Consider the following 19923-nt stretch of genomic DNA (forward strand, 5'->3'; position numbering starts at 1 on the left):
GCCCCTATCGGCTCCAAGCGCATATTCTTATTGCCCGAATAGCTATCAAATAAATAGCACCATGAAATCCATCTTCCCCCGTTCCACCGCTCAGCCATGAGCCTGCGTCAGACGCTCAACGCACTGCCGCGCGACGCGCGCGACACGCTGTTCCTGCTCGTCGTGATTGCGTGGGTCATCGCCCCGCAGGTCAACGTGTTGCCGGTATGGGCGAGCCTGCTGGCGGCCGGACTGATGCTGTGGCGCGGCTGGCTGGCCTTCAAGGGCCGCCCGCTGCCGACGCGCTGGGTGCTGGCCGTTCCGCTGGTGATCGCGGTGGCGGGCACGCTGTACACCCACCGCACCATCCTAGGCCGCGATGCCGGGGTGACGCTGATCGTGATGCTGCTGGCGCTCAAGATGCTGGAACTGCGCGCGCGGCGCGACGCGCTGGTGGTGTTCTTCCTGGGCTTCTTCACGATGCTCAGCAACTTTTTCTTCTCGCAGTCGCTGTTCACGGCCGCTGCCATGCTGGTGGCGCTGCTGGGGCTGCTCACGGCGCTGGTCAACGCCCACATGCCTGTGGGGCGGCCACCGCTGTCGCAGGCACTGCGCACCGCAGGCACCATGGCGCTGCTGGGCGCGCCCATCATGGCGGCGCTGTTCATGCTGTTCCCGCGCATGGCGCCCCTGTGGGGCATGCCCAGCGACACCATGAGCGGGCGCAGCGGCCTGTCCGGCGTGATGAAGGTGGGCAACATTGCCGAGCTGGCGCTGGACGACACGGTGGCCATGCGCGTGCGGTTTGACACCCCTGACGGCGCCGCGCCACCGCAGAGCGACCTGTACTTCCGCGGCCCGGTGTTCGGCACCTTTGACGGTGTCGAATGGCATCCGGTGTCGCCCCGCCCCGGCGATTACTCGCAGGCACGTGCCAGCACCGTCGCCAACCTGCGCGTGCAAGGCCAGCCTGTGCGCTACGAAGTGACGCTGGAGCCCCACCAGCGCCCCTGGCTGCTGCTGCTGGACGCTGCGGTGGACAAGCCCGCCGTCGCGGGCATGGACACCTTCATGACGCAGGACCTGCAGTGGCTGACGACCCGCGCAGTGACCGATGTGGTGCGCTACAAGGCAGAGAGCTACCCACAGTTTGCCCATGGCCCCAGCGCCCCCAACGCCGCCCTGCGCACCTATACCGAGCTGCCCACCGGCTTCAATCCCCGCACGCTGGCGCTGGCCCAGCAACTGCGCAACGACCCCCAGCTCAACCCCAACCCCGCGCAAGACAACGCCGAGGCCCTCGTCAATGCCGCCCTGAACCGCCTGCGCACCGGCGGATATGTGTACACGCTGGAGCCCGGCGTGTACGGCCAGCACACGGCCGACGAGTTCTGGTTTGACCGCAAGGAAGGGTTTTGTGAACACATCTCCTCGGCCTTTGTGGTGCTGATGCGTGCGCTCGACATTCCGGCCCGCATCGTTACCGGTTACCAGGGCGGCGACCGCAACCCCGTGGACAAGCTCTGGACCGTGCGCCAGAGCGACGCCCATGCCTGGGCCGAAGTCTGGCTCTCCGGCCGGGGCTGGGTGCGGGTGGACCCCACCGGTGCCGTGTCACCCGGCCGCACCGGGGCCTTTCAGCGGCTGCGCGCCCCCCAGGGGGCGTTTGCCACCGCCATGGGCACGGTCATCAGCCCGGGGCTGGCGCAGAACCTGCGCGCCGTGTGGGAGGCCGTCAACAACAGCTGGAACCAGTGGGTGCTCAACTACACACAAAGCCGCCAGCTGGACCTGCTCAAGTCCCTGGGCTTTGAGTCGCCCAGCTGGCAGGACCTGACCATGGTGCTGGGCATCCTGATCATCGTTGCCGCCCTTGGGGGCATGGGCTGGAGCCTGTGGGAGCGCAGCCAGCACGACCCCTGGCTGCGCCTGCTGGCACGCGCCCGCCAGCGCCTGGCCCGCGCCGGGCTGGTGGTGCCCGACACCTTGCCGCCCCGGGCCATGGCCGAGCGGGTGCAGGCACAATTCGGCGCACCCGCTGCGGCGGTGGCCGACTGGCTGCTGCGGCTGGAGCGCGTGCGCTACGCCCCCCACCCTGAGGCCGCCCTGGGCGATTTGCGGCGGGAGTTCCGCAGCCTCGCCTGGCCGAAACAGTGAATCACCCCCCTGAGCGGCTGCGCCGCTTCCCCCCAGGGGGACGATGCCCTCGCTGCGGGACGCCCTTGCTTGGCATCCCTGGTCTTGGAGCGCGCCGGTATCAGACGCTGCAGGGAGCCACAACATGACGAACCATTGACATGAAGAAGACAGCACCATGGACCACGGCAGCTATATTTTTGATAGCTGCCTGTGCATTACCCGCTAGCGCAAAGCCCGAAAATCAACCCAAACCGGCGGCCCAGAAGGCACATGCCAAAGCCGGCCAGGCCCACCAGGGGCGGGCCAGTGCCAAGGCCCCGGTGCTCTACGCATCGCGCCCTGAGGCCATGGACTTTGCCGACGACCTGGCCACACGGCGGGACCTGGACCGCGAGTGGGTGCGCCAGGCCATCGGGCAGGCGCATTTCTTGCCACAGGTGCCCCGCCTCATGCTGCCGCCCGCCAAGGGCACGGCCAAGAACTGGCGCGTGTATCGCAGCCGTTTCATCGACCCCATCCGCATCCGTGCAGGCGTGCGGTTCTGGCAGGAGAACCAGGCCATGCTGGAGCGTGCCGAGCGCGAGTTTGGTGTGCCCGCAGAGATCATCGTGGGCATCATCGGAGTGGAGACCATCTACGGCCAGCAGATGGGCACCTTCCGCGTGATGGACGCGCTGGCCACCCTGGCGTTCGACTTCCCCACTGCACACCCGCGCGCCAAGGAGCGCACCGAATTCTTCCGCCGCGAGCTGGAGCAGTTCCTGAGCCTCGCCAACCGCAGCAACACCGACCCGTTTGAGCCACGCGGCAGCTATGCCGGCGCCATGGGCCTGGGCCAGTTCATGCCATCGAGCTGGGTGCGCTACGCGGTGGACTTTGATGGCGACGGCCGCGTGGACCTGTTCAAGAGCCCGGCCGACGCCATCGGCTCGGTGGCCAACTACTTCCGCGGCCACGGCTGGACGCCCGGCATGCCCACGCATTTTGGCGTGCAGTTCGACAACGCGCGGCTGCAACTGGACGACCTGCTCGCCCCTGACATCCTGCCCACCTTCAGCGCGGCCAGCATGCTGGCCAAGGGCGCTGTGCTCGATGCCCCGGGTGCCCAGCACACGGGCCCGCTGGCGCTGGTGGAACTGCAAAACGGCAACGATGCACCCAGCTACGTGGCAGGCACCGAAAACTTCTACGCTATTACGCGCTACAACTGGTCGAGCTACTACGCCATGGCGGTGATCGAGCTGGGGCGCGAGGTGGCGGCAGCGCGCTGATGGCGCCTACCGCGCTGCGAACCACGCACCAATCGGCTGAACCCGGAGGTTTCTGCGGGCACGGAGCCCCTGCCCTGCACGCTTGCGCAAGTCAGTCCACAATGCCCGGCTTCGACCGCTTGCACAGCGGCCCGGCCAAGGCGGCGCGCCCTGGTCCTCCAAGAGAACCTTCCCCATGCCTGCATCACCTTCTCCAGCACCCGACACGGACGCCATCGTCCGCGTACGCGGCCTGAGCAAAACCTACGCCGGCGGCTTTCAGGCACTCAAGAACATCGACCTGGACATCCGGCGCGGCGAGATCTTTGCCCTGCTGGGGCCCAATGGCGCGGGCAAGACCACGCTGATCAGCGTGATTTGCGGCATGAGCAATGCCACGGCGGGGTCCGTCACGGCCGATGGGCACGACACGGTGCGCGACTACCGCGCAGCACGTGCTGCCATTGGCCTGGTGCCCCAGGAGCTGCACACCGACTCGTTCGAGACGGTGTGGGCCACGGTGAACTTCAGTCGGGGCCTGTTTGGCAAGGCCCCCAACCCCGCATACATCGAGAAGATCCTCAAGGACCTGTCGCTGTGGGACAAGAAGGACAACAAGATCCTCGCGCTGTCGGGCGGCATGAAACGCCGCGTGCTGATCGCCAAGGCGCTGTCGCACGAGCCCAAGATTCTGTTCCTCGACGAGCCCAGCGCCGGCGTTGACGTGGAGCTGCGCCACGACATGTGGCGCCTGGTGCGGGCGCTGCGCGACGCGGGCACCACCATCATCCTGACCACCCACTACCTGGAAGAAGCCGAGGACATGGCCGACCGCATCGGCGTGATCCGCAAGGGCGAGCTGATCGTGGTGGAAGACAAGGCCGTGCTGATGCGCAAGCTGGGCAAGAAGGAACTTGCCATCACACTGCAGCAGCCCATGGAGCAGGTGCCCGCAACGCTCGCCCGCTGGCCGCTATCTTTGAGCCAGGGCGGCACCGTGCTGACCTACACCTTCGACACGCAGCAGGAAGACACCGGCATCGCGGCCCTGTTGCGCGCCCTGACGGAGCACGGCATCGACTTCAAGGACCTGCACTCCAGCGAGAGCTCGCTCGAAGACATCTTCGTGAGCCTGGTGCACCAGGACAAGGCCCCCACCCCTTCGGCCCAGAAAGCGATCCCAGCATGACCGGTGTGAACCTGCATGGCGTGCGCGCCATCTACCGCTTTGAGATGAACCGTGCCTTCCGCACCTGGATGCAGAGCCTCATTGCGCCCGTGCTCACCACCGCGCTGTACTTCATCGTCTTCGGCTCCGCCATCGGCTCGCGCATGGGCGACATCGGCGGGGTGAGCTATGGCGCCTACATCATCCCCGGCCTGCTCATGCTGTCGCTGCTCTCCGAGAGCATCTCCAACTCGGCCTTCGGTATCTACATGCCCAAATGGTCGGGCACCATCTACGAACTGCTGAGCGCGCCGGTCAACTGGGTGGAGGTGCTGCTGGGCTACGTGGGCGCGGCAGCCAGCAAGTCGCTGCTGGTGTCGGTGCTCATCCTGTCCACCGCCCGGGTGTTTGTTCCGTACGAGGTGGCGCACCCCGTGTGGATGGTGGGCTTTCTGGTGCTTACGGCCGTCACGTTCTGCCTGTTCGGCTTCCTCATTGGCCTGTGGGCGGACAGCTTTCAAAAGCTGCAGGTCATCCCGCTGCTAGTGATCACGCCGCTCACCTTTCTGGGTGGGGCGTTTTACAGCATCAGCATGCTGCCGCCGTTCTGGCAGACCGTCTCGTTGTTCAATCCGGTGGTCTATCTCATCAGCGGGCTGCGCTGGGCGTTCTATGGCCACGCCGACGTGCACATCGCGGTGAGCACCAGCATGACCTTGGTGTTCATGGCCCTGTGCCTCGCCGTGGTGCGGTGGGTGTTCAAGACGGGCCACCGCATCCGGCGCTGAGCGCGATCACCCCGGGCGCCCCGGCCGCCCGGGGCGAATCCACGCATCAGTAACGCTGCATCAATAGCGCTGCATCTGGCAGCTGTGCGGTTGCTGCGCCTTGGCCGCCGCAATCTGCCGCACCACGCGGAAGCCGTAGCCCGAGCCTTCCACGTCGAACTTCACGCCGGGCGCGCCTTTCTTGTCCATCACGCCCACCGCCAGCGCCTGCTGGAACTGGTGGTCGGCCGCACGCATGGTGCCGCCCTGGCCGGCCAGTTGCACGTTGGCCGACTCCATCTGGCGCGCGACGGCCACCACGTCGGTGCTGCCTGCACGCTCGATGGACTGGGCGAGGGCCTCGACCATCAGCTGCATGCGCATGTGCACGTAGTCGTCCTGCGGCTTGGGAAAGCGTGTGCGGAAGGATTGGTAGAACGCCTCGCTCTGCGCGCCCGGCACGTTGGGCAGCCAGTCGGCCACGGCCACCACCTTGCCGATGCCCGCGTCGCCAATCGCGGCGGGAGCGCCCAGCGCGTTGCCATAGAAGGTGTAGAAGCTGCCCTCGTAGCCCACGTCCCGCGCGGCCTTGACCAGCAGCGTGAGGTCGTTGCCCCAGTTGCCGGTGACCACGGCCTGCGCGCCGCTGGTCTTGATCTTGACGGCATAGGGCGCAAAGTCCTTCACGCGGCCGATGGGGTGCAGCTCTTCGCCCACCACGGCCACATCGGGGCGCTGGGCGGCCAGCTGCTTCTTGGCCTCGCGCAGCACGGCCTGGCCAAAGCTGTAGTCCTGGCCAATGAGGTACACGCTCTTCAAGGCCTTGTCCTCGCGCATCACCTCCATCAGCGCGGCCATGCGCATGTCGGCATGGGCATCAAAACGGAAGTGCCAGAAGCTGCACTTCTCGTTGGTAAGGATGGGGTCCACCGCCGAGTAGTTGAGGAACAGCACGCGCTTGTTGGGCTCGCGCTCGTTGTGCTTGTTGATGGCCTCGATCAGCACGGCGGCCGTGGACGACGAATTGCCCTGCAGGATGACCTGCGCACCATCGTCAATCGCGGCGCGCAGGGCAGACAGGGCTTCTTCGTTCTGGCCCTTGCTGTCGTAGCGCTCCAGCACCAGCGGGCGGGGGCCGCCGCTGCTGGCAGGCAGCTGCACGCCGCCGCGTGCATTCACGCGCTCCATGGCCCAGTAGATGTTGCGGTACACAGCCTCGCCCGTGTTGGCAAACGGGCCCGACAGGCTTTCGATGAGCGCCAGCTTGACCGGCCTGGCCTGGGCCACGCCTGCCGAGGGCGGGGTCTGCGCTTGCGCGGCAGGCGCCAACGCCACGGCGCCTGCAAGGGCCACTGCGGCTGCCCAAACGGTGTGACGTAATGCCGCAGCGCCTGATTTCAAGCCCACAGATTGCAATTTATTCATGGCATTTTTCCCTTGAAATGCGGCGTGGCCGCACACACCTCTCTGCCATGCGGCGACCACGTCGAGAGCCGCGCAGTGTATAGGAGTTACCCATGATCTTCGCCCCCGTGATCCGCCGCGCCGCTTATGCCCAAGCCCCCCGTTCCGCCGACCTGGCGCTGCAACGTTTTCTGATGGGCGCGCTGGCTCAGCCTGCATCCGCGGCGGCAGCACCCGCCGCGGGCTGCACCGTGACGCAGGACGAAAAGGCCACCACCTTGCAGCTGGACGTCCCCGGCCTCGCCCGCGAACAGCTCTCGATCAGCATTGAAGGCCAGGTGGTGCAGGTGCAAAGCGTGGAAGGCGCACCGCGCAAGGTACAGCGCGCGTGGGAGCTGCCCACCGAGATTGACGCCAGCGCCAGCACCGCCAAGCTGGAAAACGGCGTGTTGACCCTGACGCTGGCCCGCCTGGAGCCCGTGAGCAAGGCCACCACGCTGACCATTCACTGAAGCGGGCCGTTCCCCAAGCGATGGCGCGTGACGGCCATCGCTATATTTTCAATAGCAATCAAGGCATGATGCACTAGCGCTTCATGCCTTTTTTGCTGGTATTTCCGCTCTGAACCCTCTGCAAACCCTCACTCATGCCGCAGCGCATCGATGGGGTCCATGCGCGCCGCGCGCCGCGCCGGGAAGTAGCCGAACACCACACCAATCCCGGCCGAGAACAGGAACGACAGCAGGTTCACGCCGGGGTTGAAGAGGTAGGGCACACCCATCAGCCCCGACAGCGCGAGCGACGCGCCCGTGGCCAGCACGATGCCGATGAGCCCGCCCAGCGCGGCCAGCACCACAGCTTCGATCAGAAACTGCAGCAGCACCTCGCGCTCCAACGCGCCGATGGCCAGACGCAGACCGATCTCACGCGTGCGCTCGGTCACGCTCACTAGCATGATGTTCATGATGCCGATGCCGCCCACCAGCAGGCTCACGGCCGCCACCGCGCCCAGCAGCGTGGTCAGCACCTTGGTGGTGCCCGAGAGCGTATCGGCCAGCTGCTTGGTGTCCAGCACGTTGAAGTTGTCTTCGTCCGAATCCGACAGCTTGCGCAGTTCGCGCAGCAATTGCGTGAGGCTGGCCTTCACCCGCTCGGGGTCGCTGCCGTCTTTCATCGACACCAGCAGCGTGTTCACCCGCGTATTGCCGGTGACGCGGCGCTGCAGCGTGCGCAGCGGCACCAGCACGGTGTCGTCCTGGTCGTTGCCAAACGCGCCCTGCCCTTTGGACGCGAGAACGCCCACCACCTCGCACGAAAACGCCTTCACGCGCAGCTGGCCGCCCACGGCATCGGCGGTGCCAAAGAGCTCGCGCCGCACGGTCTCGCCGATCAGGCAGACGGCGGCACCCGCGCGCAATTCAGCGTCGGTAAAGACGCGGCCCGTGCGCACCGTCCAATTGCCGGTCTCCAGCCAGGCGTTGGTGCTGCCGATCACGCTGGTCGTCCAGTTGCGCCCGCCCACCACCGCCGTGGCGGCGGCACGCGCCTCGGGCGCCACGGCCAGGATGCCGCCGATCTGCTGCGCGATCACGTCGGCATCGGTGTCCTTGAAGGCCGGGGCGCCCGTGCCGCCGCCGGGCCCCATGCGTTGGCCGGGGCGCACCTGCAGCAGGTTGGTGCCCAGGCCCGAGATCTGGTTCTGAATGGCCAGCGTGGCGCCGTTGCCCAGCGTGACCATGGTGATCACCGCGCTCACGCCGATCACGATGCCCAGGATGGTGAGGAAGGAGCGCATGAGATTGCGCCGGATGGAGCGCAGCGCCAGCAGCAGGGTGTTGAGCAACATCAGTGGCCTCCCGCATCCGAACCGGCCACCGCCGGCTGGGCCGATGCCGCATCAGCGTCCAGACCCTTGGGGTGTGGATTGGCTGCATCGCTGTCCACCACGCCATCGACAAACCGCACGATGCGCCGCGCGTACTGCGCCATGTCGGGCTCGTGCGTGACCATCAGCACGGTGATGCCGTGGTCGGCGTTCAGGCGCCAGAGCAGTTCCATGATCTCGACACTGCGCTGGGTGTCGAGGTTGCCGGTGGGCTCGTCGGCCAGCAGCACATCGGGCTCGGTGACGATCGCGCGCGCAATGGCCACGCGCTGCTGCTGCCCGCCCGACAGCTCGGCGGGCGTGTGGTGTTCCCAGCCTTTGAGGCCCACCGCTTCCAGCGCACGCGCGGCCGCCGCATGGCGCGCGGTGGCCGACTCACCCCGGTACAGCAGAGGCAGCTCCACATTCTCTTGCGCCGAGGTGCGCGCCAGCAGGTTGAAGCCCTGGAACACAAAGCCAAAGTAGCGCCGCCGCAGCCGTGCCCGCTCGTCGCGCGAGAGCGACTCCACATGCACGCCCTTAAACAGGTATTCACCCGTGGTGGGCCGGTCCAGGCAGCCCAGCGTGTTCATGGCCGTGGACTTGCCCGAGCCGCTGGGGCCCATGATGGCCACAAAGTCGCCCTGTGCAATGTCCAGGTCCACGCCCTTGAGCGCCTGAAAGGCCAGCGCCCCTTCGCCATAGACCTTGGTCACGCCACGCAGGCGGATGATGGGGGTGTCGCCCGCCACGCTCATGGCTTGGCCCCTGCCGCGCGCTGGTCGGTGATCACGGCCATGCCGGGCGTGAGGCCCTCGCCCGTGACCTCGGTATGGCGGCCATCGCTGATGCCCACCTGCACATCGATGGGCTTGGCGGCACCGTCCTGCAGCACCCACACCTGCCGCGTCTTGCCCGCGCCATCGCCCGCCTCGCCCCCCGCACCCGGCTTGCGTGGGCCCGAGCCAGACCGTGGCATGCGCGGCATGAGCTGCGACATGATGCCGCCACCACTGCCGCTGCCAGACGCGCCGGGCTTGGCGCCACCCGCCCCGGGTTTCGCATCGGCCCCTGCGGCCTGCGCAGGCGTGAAGCGCAGCGCCGTGTTGGGTACCAGCAGCACGTCCTTGCGTTCAGTGGAAGTGATGGTGGCAGCGGCCGTCATGCCGGGGCGCAGGCTCATGTCGCTGTTGTTCACCTCCAGCCAGGTGATGTAGGTGACCACGTTGTCCGTCTTGGTGGAGCCAAACGACACCCGCGTGACCTGGGCCGGGTAGCGGCGCGAGGGATAGGCACTGACCGTGAAGCTCGCGTCCTGTCCCACCTTGACCGATCCCACGTCGGCCTCGTCCACGCTCACATCCAGCCGCAGCCGCGTGAGGTCTTCGGCCACGGTGAACAGCGTCACAGCCTGCAGCGATGCGGCCACCGCGTTGCCGGGCTCCACCGTGCGGGTCAGCACCACGCCGTCGATGGGCGAGCGGATGGAGGCCTTGGACAGGTTGGTCTCGTCGGTGGACAGCGCGGCGCGTGCGTCTTCCACCGTGGCGCGGGCGCTGGTTTCGTCGGCGCGGGCGCGGTCCAGCGTGGCGCGACCTGCGTCCAGCTCGGAGGCCGAGGGCACCTTGCCGCCGGACAGGCGGGCCACTTCTTCGAGCCGGCCAAAGTTGGCAATGGCCTCCTTGGTGGTGGCCACGGCCTGGGCCAGGCGGGCCTGCGCCGACGCCAGCGAGGCGCGCGAGCGCAGCACTTGCGATTCAAGCTTGGCAGTGTCCAGCTCCACCAGCAGCTGCCCCTTCTTGACCTTGTCGTTCACATCCACCAGCACCTTGCGCACGGTGCCCGACAGCTCGCTGCCAATGGTGACCGAGCGCGTGGGCTGCAGCGTGCCGTTGGCCGACACGGTGAGTGTGAGATTGCCCCGGCGCAGCTCTTCGGTGACATAGGTGGGTGCAGTGCTGGCGCTCTGGCGCGATTGCCAGGCATACAAGCCACCGCCCACCACCGCGAGCGCGGCCACCCCTAGCCACACGGTAGTGCGCTGCCACCAGCGGCGGGGACGGTCGGCACCCAGGAGTGCTTCGAGGCTGGAGGGGGGAGAGGAAGGTTTATCAGTCATAAGATCAAATCAGTTACTCATAGCGCATGAAACTGGCGCGGCCAAAGTGCAGGCAGCAAGCCAAGGTCCGCCCCGCAGTGAGGGCTGCGTCCCCCAGCCCGCATTGCGCAGCAATGCGAGAGCGGGGGGAAGGCGCGCAGCGACTCAGGGGGTGCTTCATGTCTTCCAGCCGCCGCCCAGCGCCTTGTAGAGGCGCACATGGTCTGCCGCGACCGCAGCGGTGGTGGTGGCCACGCTCTCTTGCGTGGACAGCAGCGTGCGCTGCGTCTCCAGCACCGCCTGAAAGTCGATGAGACCACTGCTATAGCGCTGCTGCGCCAGCAGCGCGGCATTGCGGGCGGCGTCTGCAGCGGCCGTCAGTCGCTCCAGTTTTTCCCGGTCGCCACGCAAGGCCACCAGCGCGTTCTCCACATCCTGCAGCGCCGTGAGCACGGTGGCTTCGTAGGCCACACGGGCCTGCTCCAGCGCGGCAGACTGCACGCGCACCTGGGCGCGGGCGGCGCCACCATCCAGCAGCGGGATAGACACGCTGCCCAGCAAGGCACTGGTTACCGCACTGCCCCCCGACAACGCGCCCAGCGTGAGGGCACGCAGGCCCAACGAGCCACCGAGGGAGAAGCTGGGGTAGCGCGCCGCATCGGCCTGCGACACGCGCGCCAGGGCGGCTGCAATGCGCTGCTCGGCCGCACGCACATCGGGGCGTTGGCGCAGCGTCTCGGCCGGGATTGCCAGGGCAAGCTCCGCAGTCGGCTGCGGCACGGGCGCACTAGCGGCCAGGGTAGCGTCGAGCGCGCCGGGCACCTGGCCTGTCAGCACGGCCAAGCTGTAGCGCGACTGAGCCAGGCTGGCTTCCAGGCTGGGAATCTGCGCGGCGGTCTGCTCGGCCGCTGCACGGGCCTGCTCGGTGACGAGCGAGGTGGTGAGACCGGCCTGCAGGCGCCACTGGGTGATCTGCAAGGTCTCCTGCTGGCTGGCCAGGTTGCTGCGCGCAATGGCCAAGCGCTGCTGCAGCCCGCGCAGCTCGATGTAGTTGACGGCCACCTCGGCGGCCAGCGATACCTGCACGTCGGCCAGGCTGGCCTCTGCCGCGCGGGCATCGGCCTCGCTGGCGCTCACGCCGCTGCGCAGGCGGCCAAACACATCGGGCTCCCAGCTCGCATCAAAACCGGCCTGGAAGGTGTTGCCCGTGCTGTTGCTGGCCCGGCTGCGCTGCGCCGAAGCCGATGCGCCCACGCTGGGCAGCAGGCCGGCCGATTGCACATCCACCTGCGCACGCGCCTGCTGCAGCGCGGCCTGGGCGGTGCGCACGCTGGTGTTGGCGCGCAAGGCTTGCTCGACCAGCGAGGTGAGCACAGCATCGTCAAACCGCTGCCACCACTGGGCCAGGGACGTAGCCGTAGCCACTTGCGCTGTGCCGTTGCCCCCCGCAGACCATGCCGGGGGAACGGCCACTGCGGGCAATGCGCGATCCGTGGGTGCCAGGCTGGCACACCCGGCGGTGGCTAGCGCGCACAACAACAAGGCCGTTTGCCTCCACGGCACAGCACGCAAAGGTTGCGCTGCGCGGGCAGCGGGTGTGCCGGGAGAGGCCAGTGGGAGAAAACGCATGGGCAATGGCTACGCAGGGGAAAACCCCATTGTGAGCAGCGATTGCGCCAACAACGTACCCACTGGGTCAAGCCCGCGTAAAGAATTGATGCAAGGCAAAGGTCACGCCGCTGCATGCCGATGCATACGCATGCGTAGAACGGGTGAGCGTGCTTTACCGCGCAGACGGCCCCACACGCAAGGGGCAGGGGTGCCGCTCAGTGCGCGAGCCGCGATTGGTCCCGCAACAGCCCCACCGGCGCCAACGGCCGGGCCCGGTATTCGCTGGGGCTGCAGCCCATATGCGAGCGGAACGCGCGGCTGAAATGCGCGCTGTTGCTGAAGCCCCAGGACAGCGCAATGTCAGTGACCGAGCGCTGCGCATGCGCCGGGTGGCGCAGGTCGCGCAGACAGGCCTCCAGGCGGCGGCGCTGGATCATGGCGGCCAGGGTTTCCTCGTCATCAGCCACCGCGTTGTACAGGTGCCGCTTGCTGCAGTTGAGCGCCTGGGCCATGCGGTCGATGGTGAGGTCGGGGTCGCCCAGGTGCCGGTCGATGTATTGGCTGATGCGGTCACGCAGGGCCTCGCGCTGCGACAGCAGGCTTTGCTGCCCGTTTCGCTCCAGCAGCGACAGCTGCACCAGGTGCGTGATCACGTCGGCCACGCCATCGGCGGCGGCGTCGGACATGGTGGGCAGCTCGGCAAACGCGGCGCGCATGGTGTCCCATGCCAGCCGCGACACGCCGCTGGTGCCCGAGAACCGCTGCACCATCAGATCATCGAGCTTGAGCTTGCGCTCGGGCAGTTGTTCCTTCGGGATCATCAGCACCATCTGGCGCACGGCCTCGGGGTTGCTAACGGCATAGGCGCGCGTGGTGTCGTACACGCTCCACTCACCCGGCGACAACCATACCTGGCGACCGTTCTGCTCGAAGCACGCGCGCCCTTCGAGCTGGGCCACCACCTTGATGTAGGCCCGGTCGCTGCCCCGGATGAGGCTGGGGGTGCGCACCACGCGGTGGCGGCTCACGTCCAGCTGGCACAGGTTCACATAGCCCGCCTGGCCCGAGGTGATGTGGCCTGCAAAGGCATCGTCACCAAACGCGTCGGACTCCAGCCCGCCAATCAGGCGCCACACCGCATCGCCCCACAGGTGCAGGCGGTCGCGCGCAGGCACGGCGTCGGTGGATACCTCGGTCAGGGGATGGGCCATGGTGTCTCCAGTGCGGGTTGCGCAAGCCTGATGGTTATGCGGCTGAATTATCGGACGCCCCGTTACCCCGTGCCACCGAGGGAAATCCGGGTAAACCCGCTGCCGCCTGCACGCTGAGGCAAGCGTTTTGTGCACGCTGAGCGCAGCGCGCATGAACGCGTCTGCCTACGATTCCCGGCACGGCGTGCACCACGCAGGCCCCATCCGAGGAGACACACAATGACAGCACACCAACCCTCCAAGCGCCAGTGGATCAAGGGCGCCGCCGCAACGGTCGGCACCCTGGCCGTGGCACCCCAGCTGTGGGCCCAGGGCAGCAGCGCGGCACCCGTGCGCATCGGCTACGCCATCGCCCGCACCGGCCCCTGGGCGGCCGGTGCCCAGGTGAGCCAGGAGCCCAACTACCTGCTGTGGGCCGAGCAGGTGAACGCAGCGGGTGGCCTGAGCGTGAAGGGCACCAAGCGCCCCATCGAACTCATTGGCTACGACGACCGCAGCGAGACCGAAACCTGCGTGCGCACCTACGAAAAGCTCATGGGCAGCGACAAGGTGGACCTGATCCTGCCGCCCTGGGGCTCGGGCGCCAACTTCGCCATCGCGCCGCTGGCCAACCGCTTCGGCTACCCGCTGCTGGCGCCCACGGCGCTGTCGCGCAAGCTGATCGACATGAACCTGCCCTACTTCTTCTCGCTGCTGCAGCAGCCCGACAAGATGATGGGTGCGCTGGTGGACATGCTGGTGGCCAACAACGTCAAGACCATTGCCATCGTCTACATGGACGACCTGTTTGGCCTGGAGAACTTCGCCGCACTGAACAACGCGCTCAAGAAGACCAGCATCCAGGTGCTGGAGCGCAAGAGCTACCCGCTGGGTGTGAAGGACCTGGCGCCCGTGCTGCGCGGCATCAAGGACCAGAACCCCGACGCCTTCATCGGCATCACCTACCCGCCCGACACCATTCTGGCCAGCCGCCAGGCGCGCGAGGTGGGCCTGAACCCCAAGTTCTTCTACGCCTCGGTGGGCACGGCCTTCCAGCTTTACAAGAACGTGATGCAGGCCAACACCGAAGGCGTGATCGGTATGGGCTCGTGGAGCGTGAAGACCAGCCCCGAGGCCAAGGCGTACTTCGACGCGCACGTGAAGAAGTTCAACAAGGAGCCCGACCGCTGGGCCAGCGGCCATGCCTGGGCAGGCCTGCAGATCCTGCAGCAGGCCGTGGAGAAGGCGGGCCTGGACCGCAAGGCCCTGCGCGAGCACATCGCCAAGAACGAGTTCCAGACCATCCTGGGCGGCATCCGCTTCCAGGGCAGCGAGAACGCCTCCATCCCCGGCACCGTGAGCCAGTGGCAGGGAAACGACTTCGAAGTCGTGTGGCCCAAGGACCGAGCCACCGCGCAGTTGAACACCGCGAAACCAGCCTGGAAATAACAAAGTGTCTCTGACTTCCTGGGCCGAACTGGTCGCCAGTGGCCTCATTACCGGCGGCATCTATGCGCTGGTGGCCATGGGCCTGAACCTGCAGTACGGGCTGATGCGCATCATGAACATCTCGCATGGCGAGTTCCTGATGCTGGGCGCCTTCCTCACCTGGTCCGCGCACACCCTGTGGGGCATCTCGCCGCTGCTGCTGATGCCGCTGGCTTTTATCGCATTGTTTGTGTTGGGCGTGGTGGTGCATGCGCTGTGCTTCAAGCGCCTGGCCGCCCGCGCACCCAATGTGGACGTGTTCGAGGCGCGCAGCCTGATGGTGGGATTTGGCCTCATGTTCCTGGTGCAGAACACCGCGCTCCTGATCTGGGGTGGTGACCTGCGAGGGTACGAATACCTGGCCGACCCGGTGCAGATTGCGGGCATGCGTTTCACTGAAAACAAGCTGGTGCTGTTTGGCGTGGCACTGGCGCTGTCGGCCGCGCTGATCGCGCTGCTCAAGCTCACGCTGCTGGGCAAGGCGGTGAGGGCGCTGATGCAGTCGCCCACGGGCGCGCAGCTAGTAGGTATCAACACGCGGCGCCTGCACCCGATGATGTTTGGCATTGGCCTGGGCCTGTCGGGCGTGGCGGGTGCGCTGCTGTCCATGACGTATGAGATTTCTCCGTCGATGGGTGAGCCCTATACCGTGACGGCGCTGATCGTGATCACGCTGGGCGGCTTTGGCAGCCTGGCGGGCAGTCTGGCCGGTGGCTTGCTGCTCGGCGTGGTCGAGGCGCTGGGCATGCACTTCAGCAGCCCGTCTCTCAAGATGCTGCTGAGCTATGCAGTGTTCATCGGCGTGCTGATCTGGCGCCCCAACGGACTGTTCTCCAAAAAATGACTTCCCTTCATTCCAACAAGCCTTGGCTGGCCTTGGCAGCGGGGGTGGCGGTGGTCGCCACCCTGCCCTGGCTGGTGTCCGAGTTCGCCACCTCGGTGCTGCTCAGCTGCCTGATGTACATCGCGCTGGCCACCAGCTGGTCGCTGTTCTGCGGCGCCACCCGCTACCTGTCGCTGGCCACATCGGCCTTCTTCGGCATTGGTGCGTACACCAGTGCCACGCTGCTGACAGTACTGCCCTGGCCGCTGGTGATCGTGTCCGGTGCGTTGATTGCCTCCATCGTGGCGGTCGTGATGGGCGCTGCCGTGCTGCACCTGCGCGGCACCTACTTTGCAGTGCTCACCTTCGGTATGACAGAGCTGATCCGCCACGCGGTGACCTTTGTCGAAAAACAGGTGTCGGGCACCGTGGGCCGCGTGCTCACGGTGGTGCCCAGTAACGAGACGGTGTACCTCACGGTACTGCTGATCGCGGCGGCGGCCATTGCCACCGCCATTGCCATCCAGCGCAGCCAGTTTGGCCTCGCACTGGCAGGCATCGGCGCCGACGAGCAGCGCGCCCAGACGCTGGGCGTGGACACGCGCCTGGCCAAGATCGCGGGCTTTGGCATCACCGCCGCCTTTGCAGGCGCCGTGGGCGCGGCCATGGCCGTGCGCTGGACCTACATCGAGCCCGCAGCCGTGTTCAGCCCCTTCATCGGCTTCCAGACGGTGCTGATCGCGCTGATTGGCGGTGCCACCAGCATCGGCGGCCCCATCCTGGCGGCCATCGTGTTCAGCCTGCTGGCCGAGACGCTGCGCCTGCAGCTGCCTTACGGCTACATGATGGTGCTGGGCCTGCTGCTGATTCTGTGCGTGATGTACTTGCCCAATGGCCTGGCCACGCTGTGGCAACGGCGCAAGCCTGCTGCGGAGGCGCACCATGGCTGAAGCACTTTTGACCATTGACAGCGTGACCGTGCGCTTTGGCGGCCTGACTGCCGTGGATGGCGTGAGCGCCACACTGCACACGGGCGAGCTGATCGGCATCATCGGCCCCAACGGTGCGGGCAAGACCACATTCTTCAACGCCATCTCGGGCGTGCAACCGCCTACCTCAGGCACGCTGCACTGCGGTGCCGACAACCTGACCGGCAAGGGCCCGCACCACTATGCCGCCCAAGGCATTGCTCGCACCTTCCAGACGCCGCGCGTGTTCCCCGACATGACGGTACGCGACAACGTGCGCTTTGGCATGCAGTTCGCAGGCCGCCACCGCCAGGGGCCCGAGGGCCTGCGCAGCGAGGGCGAGATCCTGACCATGCTGGGCCTGGCGCACCTGGCCGACCGCCCCGCTGCCGACGTGACGCCGTCGCAGCAGCGTCTGCTGGAGATCGGCATGGCGCTGGGCACACGCCCGCGCCTGTTGTTGCTCGACGAGGTGGCCGCGGGCCTGACAGAAGCGGAGGTCGATGCCATGGCCCAGCGCATCCGCCGCCTGCGCGACGACTGGGGCCTGACCGTGGTGTGGATCGAGCATGCGGTGACCACGCTGCTCCAATACGTGGAGCGCGTGCTGGTGCTACACCAGGGCCGCAAGATTGCCGACGGCACACCCGCCGAGGTGGTGCGCGACCCACAGGTGATTGAAGCCTATCTGGGTGACGAGATGACCCACAACGCAGAGCAAGGAGCCACGGCATGAGCGGCGCACACCTCACCGTGCAGAACCTGACCACGGGCTACCACGGCTTTCAGGTGCTGCAAGACCTGGCACTGGAAGCGGCGCCCGGCATCACCGTCATCGTGGGCCCCAACGGCGCGGGCAAGACCACGCTGCTCAAGGCCCTGGCGGGCCTGCTGCCGCGCCAAGGCTCGGTGACGCTCGACGGCCAGGCCGTGCCTGCGATGAACGCCACGGCCTGCGTGCAACGCGGCCTGGCGCTGGTCGCCGAAGGTCGCCAGCTGTTCCCGCAGATGACGGTGACAGAAAACCTGGAGCTGGGCGGCTGGCTGGTGCCGTCACGCGTGCGCGCCGAGCGGTTGCACCAGGCGTTTGAAGACTTTCCCCGTCTCAAGGAACGCGCTACACAGCTCGCCGGCACCATGAGCGGCGGCGAGCAGCAGATGGTGGCCGTGGCCCGCGCCATGATGAGCGGCCCGCACCTCTTGATGCTGGACGAGCCCTCGCTGGGCCTGGCGCCGCGCATGGTCGATGAGCTGCTGGCCATCGTGCAGCGCATCGCCGCGCAAGGCGTCACCGTGCTCATGGTGGAGCAGAACGTGCGCAAGGCGCTGCAGATCGCGCAGCGCGGCTATGTGCTGGAGCGCGGACGCATTGTGGCGTCTGGCGAAGCCTCTGACTTGCTGAAGTCCGACGTGGTGCGCCAAGCCTACCTGGGCGTGGCCTGAAATCTATGAAGCACCCCCTGAGTCGCTTCGCGCCTTCCCCCTCTCCTTCGGGAGGGGAACGCCCCCAGCGCGGCGGGGCTGCCCTTGCGCGGGGGCACTGGCCTCGGCACCGCCGGTTTCGGGAGCCGTAGGTCATCGCGAAAACCGTGCGGCGTTATCGCCTCCCATCATTTCGATTGCTTCTATTTTCTTTTTTGCCATCCAGGAGATTTATTCCATGACTGCCATTGCCATGTTGATCAACGGCGAGCGCGTGCAAGCCACCGGCGGCGCCACGTTTGAGCGTCGCAACCCGCTCGATGGTTCGGTCGCCACCACGGCACCCGCTGCCAGCGTGGCCGACGCCAAGGCCGCTGCCGACGCGGCTGCCAAGGCCTTCCCGGCCTGGTCGGCCCTGGGCCCCAACGCGCGCCGCGCGCTGCTGCTCAAGGCGGCACATGCGCTGGAGGCCCGCACGGCCGACTTCGCCGTGGCCATGGCGGCCGAGACCGGCGCCTCGGGCATGTGGGCGGGCTTTAACGTGCACCTGGCTGCAGGACTGCTGCAAGAAGCCGCCGCGCTGACCACGCAGATTGCGGGCGAGGTGATCCCTTCCGACGTGCCCGGCAGCCTGGCCATGGGCGTGCGCCAGGCAGCGGGTGTGGTGCTGGGCATTGCACCGTGGAACGCACCCGTCATCCTGGGCGTGCGCGCCATTGCCACGCCGCTGGCGTGCGGCAACACGGTGATCCTGAAGGGGTCGGAGTTGTGCCCCGCCACACACGGCCTCATCATCGAGGCGCTGCAGGAGGCCGGCTTGCCCCCCGGCGTGGTGAACTTTGTGACCAACGCACCCGCCGACGCAGGCGCCGTCGTCGAGGCCATCGTGGCCCACCCGGCAGTGCGCCGCATCAACTTCACCGGCTCCACCAAGGTGGGCCGCATCATTGCGCAGACCTGCGCCAAGTACCTCAAGCCCGTGGTGCTGGAACTGGGTGGCAAGGCCCCCCTGCTGGTGCTGGATGACGCGGACATCGACGCCGCTGTCGCAGGCACCGTGTTCGGCGCATTCGCCAACTCGGGCCAGATCTGCATGTCCACCGAACGCATCATCGTGGACAACGCCGTGGCCGACGAGTTCGTGGCCAAGCTGGGCGCGCGTGCCAAGGCCCTGCCCCTGGGCGACCCGCGCAAGGGCCCGGTGGTGCTGGGATCGGTGGTGGACATGGCCACGGTGCAGCGCTGCAACGCCCTCATCGACGACGCGCTGGCCAAGGGCGCCAAGCTGGTCTGCGGCGGCAAGAGCGACAGCACGCTGATGCAGGCCACGGTGCTCGACCATGTGACGGCCGCGATGGACATCTACCGCGAAGAATCCTTCGGCCCCGTCAAACCCGTGGTGCGCGTGAATGGTGTGGAGGAAGCCATTGCCTGCGCCAACGACAACGAGTTCGGCCTGTCATCCGCCGTGTTCAGCCGCGATGTAGCCAAGGCCTGGAACGTGGCGGCACGCATCGAGTCGGGCATCTGCCACGTCAACGGCCCCACGGTGCATGACGAAGGCCAGATGCCTTTTGGCGGCGTGAAAAGTTCGGGCTATGGCCGCTTTGGCGGCATGGCCGGCGTACGTGAATTCACCGAACTGCGCTGGATCACGGTGCAGACCACGCCGCGCCACTATCCGTTCTGAATATCAAAAAAGATAGCACCTAGCGCATGATTTACCTGCGCCAGGTGCCACTTTTCTTCAAA

At 67.0% G+C, this 19923-nt stretch carries 17 protein-coding genes; 11 read left to right on the top strand and 6 right to left on the bottom strand.

Features of this window, described 5'->3' with window-relative positions:
- Window positions 1-96 precede the first annotated feature (96 nt).
- The 4 genes from ATF69_RS15520 to ATF69_RS15535 all read left to right on the top strand — a co-directional run bounded on the left by ATF69_RS15520 (window position 97) and on the right by ATF69_RS15535 (window position 5324).
- Window positions 97-2136: a transglutaminase TgpA family protein gene (locus ATF69_RS15520; protein WP_146871516.1), complete on the top strand. Its 2040-nt coding sequence runs from the start codon at window positions 97-99 to the stop codon at window positions 2134-2136.
- Window positions 2137-2276: 140 nt separating this feature from the next.
- A complete protein-coding gene (gene mltB / locus ATF69_RS15525) occupies window positions 2277-3389 on the top strand; it encodes a lytic murein transglycosylase B (protein WP_099730804.1) in 1113 nt (370 codons plus the stop codon).
- A gap of 175 nt (window positions 3390-3564) precedes the next feature.
- Complete coding sequence (locus ATF69_RS15530; RefSeq protein WP_146871517.1) at window positions 3565-4557, top strand: ABC transporter ATP-binding protein; 993 nt, start codon at window positions 3565-3567, stop codon at window positions 4555-4557.
- A gap of 5 nt (window positions 4558-4562) precedes the next feature.
- Window positions 4563-5324 (top strand): ABC transporter permease, encoded by a 762-nt coding sequence (locus ATF69_RS15535; RefSeq protein ID WP_056744038.1) that lies wholly within the window; start codon window positions 4563-4565, stop codon window positions 5322-5324.
- 60 nt (window positions 5325-5384) lie between these two features.
- On the opposite strand, the gene ATF69_RS15540 is transcribed toward ATF69_RS15535, so the two are convergent.
- Window positions 5385-6728, bottom strand: a complete 1344-nt coding sequence (locus ATF69_RS15540) for a branched-chain amino acid ABC transporter substrate-binding protein (protein ID WP_082564911.1) — start codon at window positions 6726-6728, stop codon at window positions 5385-5387.
- Between the two features lie 92 nt (window positions 6729-6820).
- On the opposite strand from ATF69_RS15540, the gene ATF69_RS15545 reads away from it, so the two are divergent.
- Window positions 6821-7219, top strand: coding sequence for an Hsp20/alpha crystallin family protein (locus tag ATF69_RS15545; RefSeq protein WP_146871518.1), 399 nt, complete (start codon window positions 6821-6823; stop codon window positions 7217-7219).
- 128 nt (window positions 7220-7347) lie between these two features.
- Here the strand turns inward: ATF69_RS15545 and ATF69_RS15550 are convergent, their stop codons facing one another.
- The 5 genes from ATF69_RS15550 to ATF69_RS15575 all read right to left on the bottom strand — a co-directional run bounded on the left by ATF69_RS15550 (window position 7348) and on the right by ATF69_RS15575 (window position 13491).
- The gene (locus tag ATF69_RS15550) at window positions 7348-8553 is read right to left on the bottom strand and encodes an ABC transporter permease (RefSeq protein WP_146871519.1); all 1206 of its coding nucleotides are present in this window, start codon (window positions 8551-8553) and stop codon (window positions 7348-7350) included.
- Complete coding sequence (locus ATF69_RS15555; protein ID WP_056744015.1) at window positions 8553-9329, bottom strand: ABC transporter ATP-binding protein; 777 nt, start codon at window positions 9327-9329, stop codon at window positions 8553-8555. Before ATF69_RS15555 ends, ATF69_RS15550 begins: the two co-directional genes overlap by 1 nt.
- Entirely contained in the window at window positions 9326-10690 is a 1365-nt protein-coding gene (locus ATF69_RS15560) for an efflux RND transporter periplasmic adaptor subunit (protein ID WP_146871520.1), read from the bottom strand. Before ATF69_RS15560 ends, ATF69_RS15555 begins: the two co-directional genes overlap by 4 nt.
- Window positions 10691-10846: 156 nt before the next feature.
- Window positions 10847-12298 (bottom strand): efflux transporter outer membrane subunit, encoded by a 1452-nt coding sequence (locus ATF69_RS15570; protein WP_244303738.1) that lies wholly within the window; start codon window positions 12296-12298, stop codon window positions 10847-10849.
- 197 nt (window positions 12299-12495) lie between these two features.
- Window positions 12496-13491, bottom strand: coding sequence for an AraC-like ligand-binding domain-containing protein (locus ATF69_RS15575; RefSeq protein WP_146871521.1), 996 nt, complete (start codon window positions 13489-13491; stop codon window positions 12496-12498).
- Window positions 13492-13710: 219 nt separating this feature from the next.
- Between ATF69_RS15575 and ATF69_RS15580 the strand changes: the two genes are divergently transcribed.
- The 6 genes from ATF69_RS15580 to ATF69_RS15605 all read left to right on the top strand — a co-directional run bounded on the left by ATF69_RS15580 (window position 13711) and on the right by ATF69_RS15605 (window position 19861).
- Complete coding sequence (locus ATF69_RS15580) at window positions 13711-14919, top strand: amino acid ABC transporter substrate-binding protein (protein WP_056744007.1); 1209 nt, start codon at window positions 13711-13713, stop codon at window positions 14917-14919.
- A gap of 4 nt (window positions 14920-14923) precedes the next feature.
- Complete coding sequence (locus ATF69_RS15585; RefSeq protein WP_099730813.1) at window positions 14924-15802, top strand: branched-chain amino acid ABC transporter permease; 879 nt, start codon at window positions 14924-14926, stop codon at window positions 15800-15802.
- Window positions 15799-16731, top strand: coding sequence for a branched-chain amino acid ABC transporter permease (locus ATF69_RS15590; RefSeq protein WP_146871522.1), 933 nt, complete (start codon window positions 15799-15801; stop codon window positions 16729-16731). Before ATF69_RS15585 ends, ATF69_RS15590 begins: the two co-directional genes overlap by 4 nt.
- A complete protein-coding gene (locus ATF69_RS15595) occupies window positions 16724-17485 on the top strand; it encodes an ABC transporter ATP-binding protein (protein ID WP_146871523.1) in 762 nt (253 codons plus the stop codon). The genes ATF69_RS15590 and ATF69_RS15595 overlap by 8 nt, the downstream gene beginning before the upstream one ends.
- Complete coding sequence (locus ATF69_RS15600) at window positions 17482-18192, top strand: ABC transporter ATP-binding protein (protein WP_146871524.1); 711 nt, start codon at window positions 17482-17484, stop codon at window positions 18190-18192. The genes ATF69_RS15595 and ATF69_RS15600 overlap by 4 nt, the downstream gene beginning before the upstream one ends.
- Window positions 18193-18409: 217 nt before the next feature.
- Window positions 18410-19861, top strand: coding sequence for an aldehyde dehydrogenase (locus tag ATF69_RS15605; RefSeq protein ID WP_146871525.1), 1452 nt, complete (start codon window positions 18410-18412; stop codon window positions 19859-19861).
- Window positions 19862-19923 lie beyond the last annotated feature (62 nt).

Origin of the sequence: Acidovorax delafieldii, from assembly GCF_007993815.1 — a bacterium.
Classification (GTDB): domain Bacteria; phylum Pseudomonadota; class Gammaproteobacteria; order Burkholderiales; family Burkholderiaceae_C; genus Acidovorax; species Acidovorax delafieldii.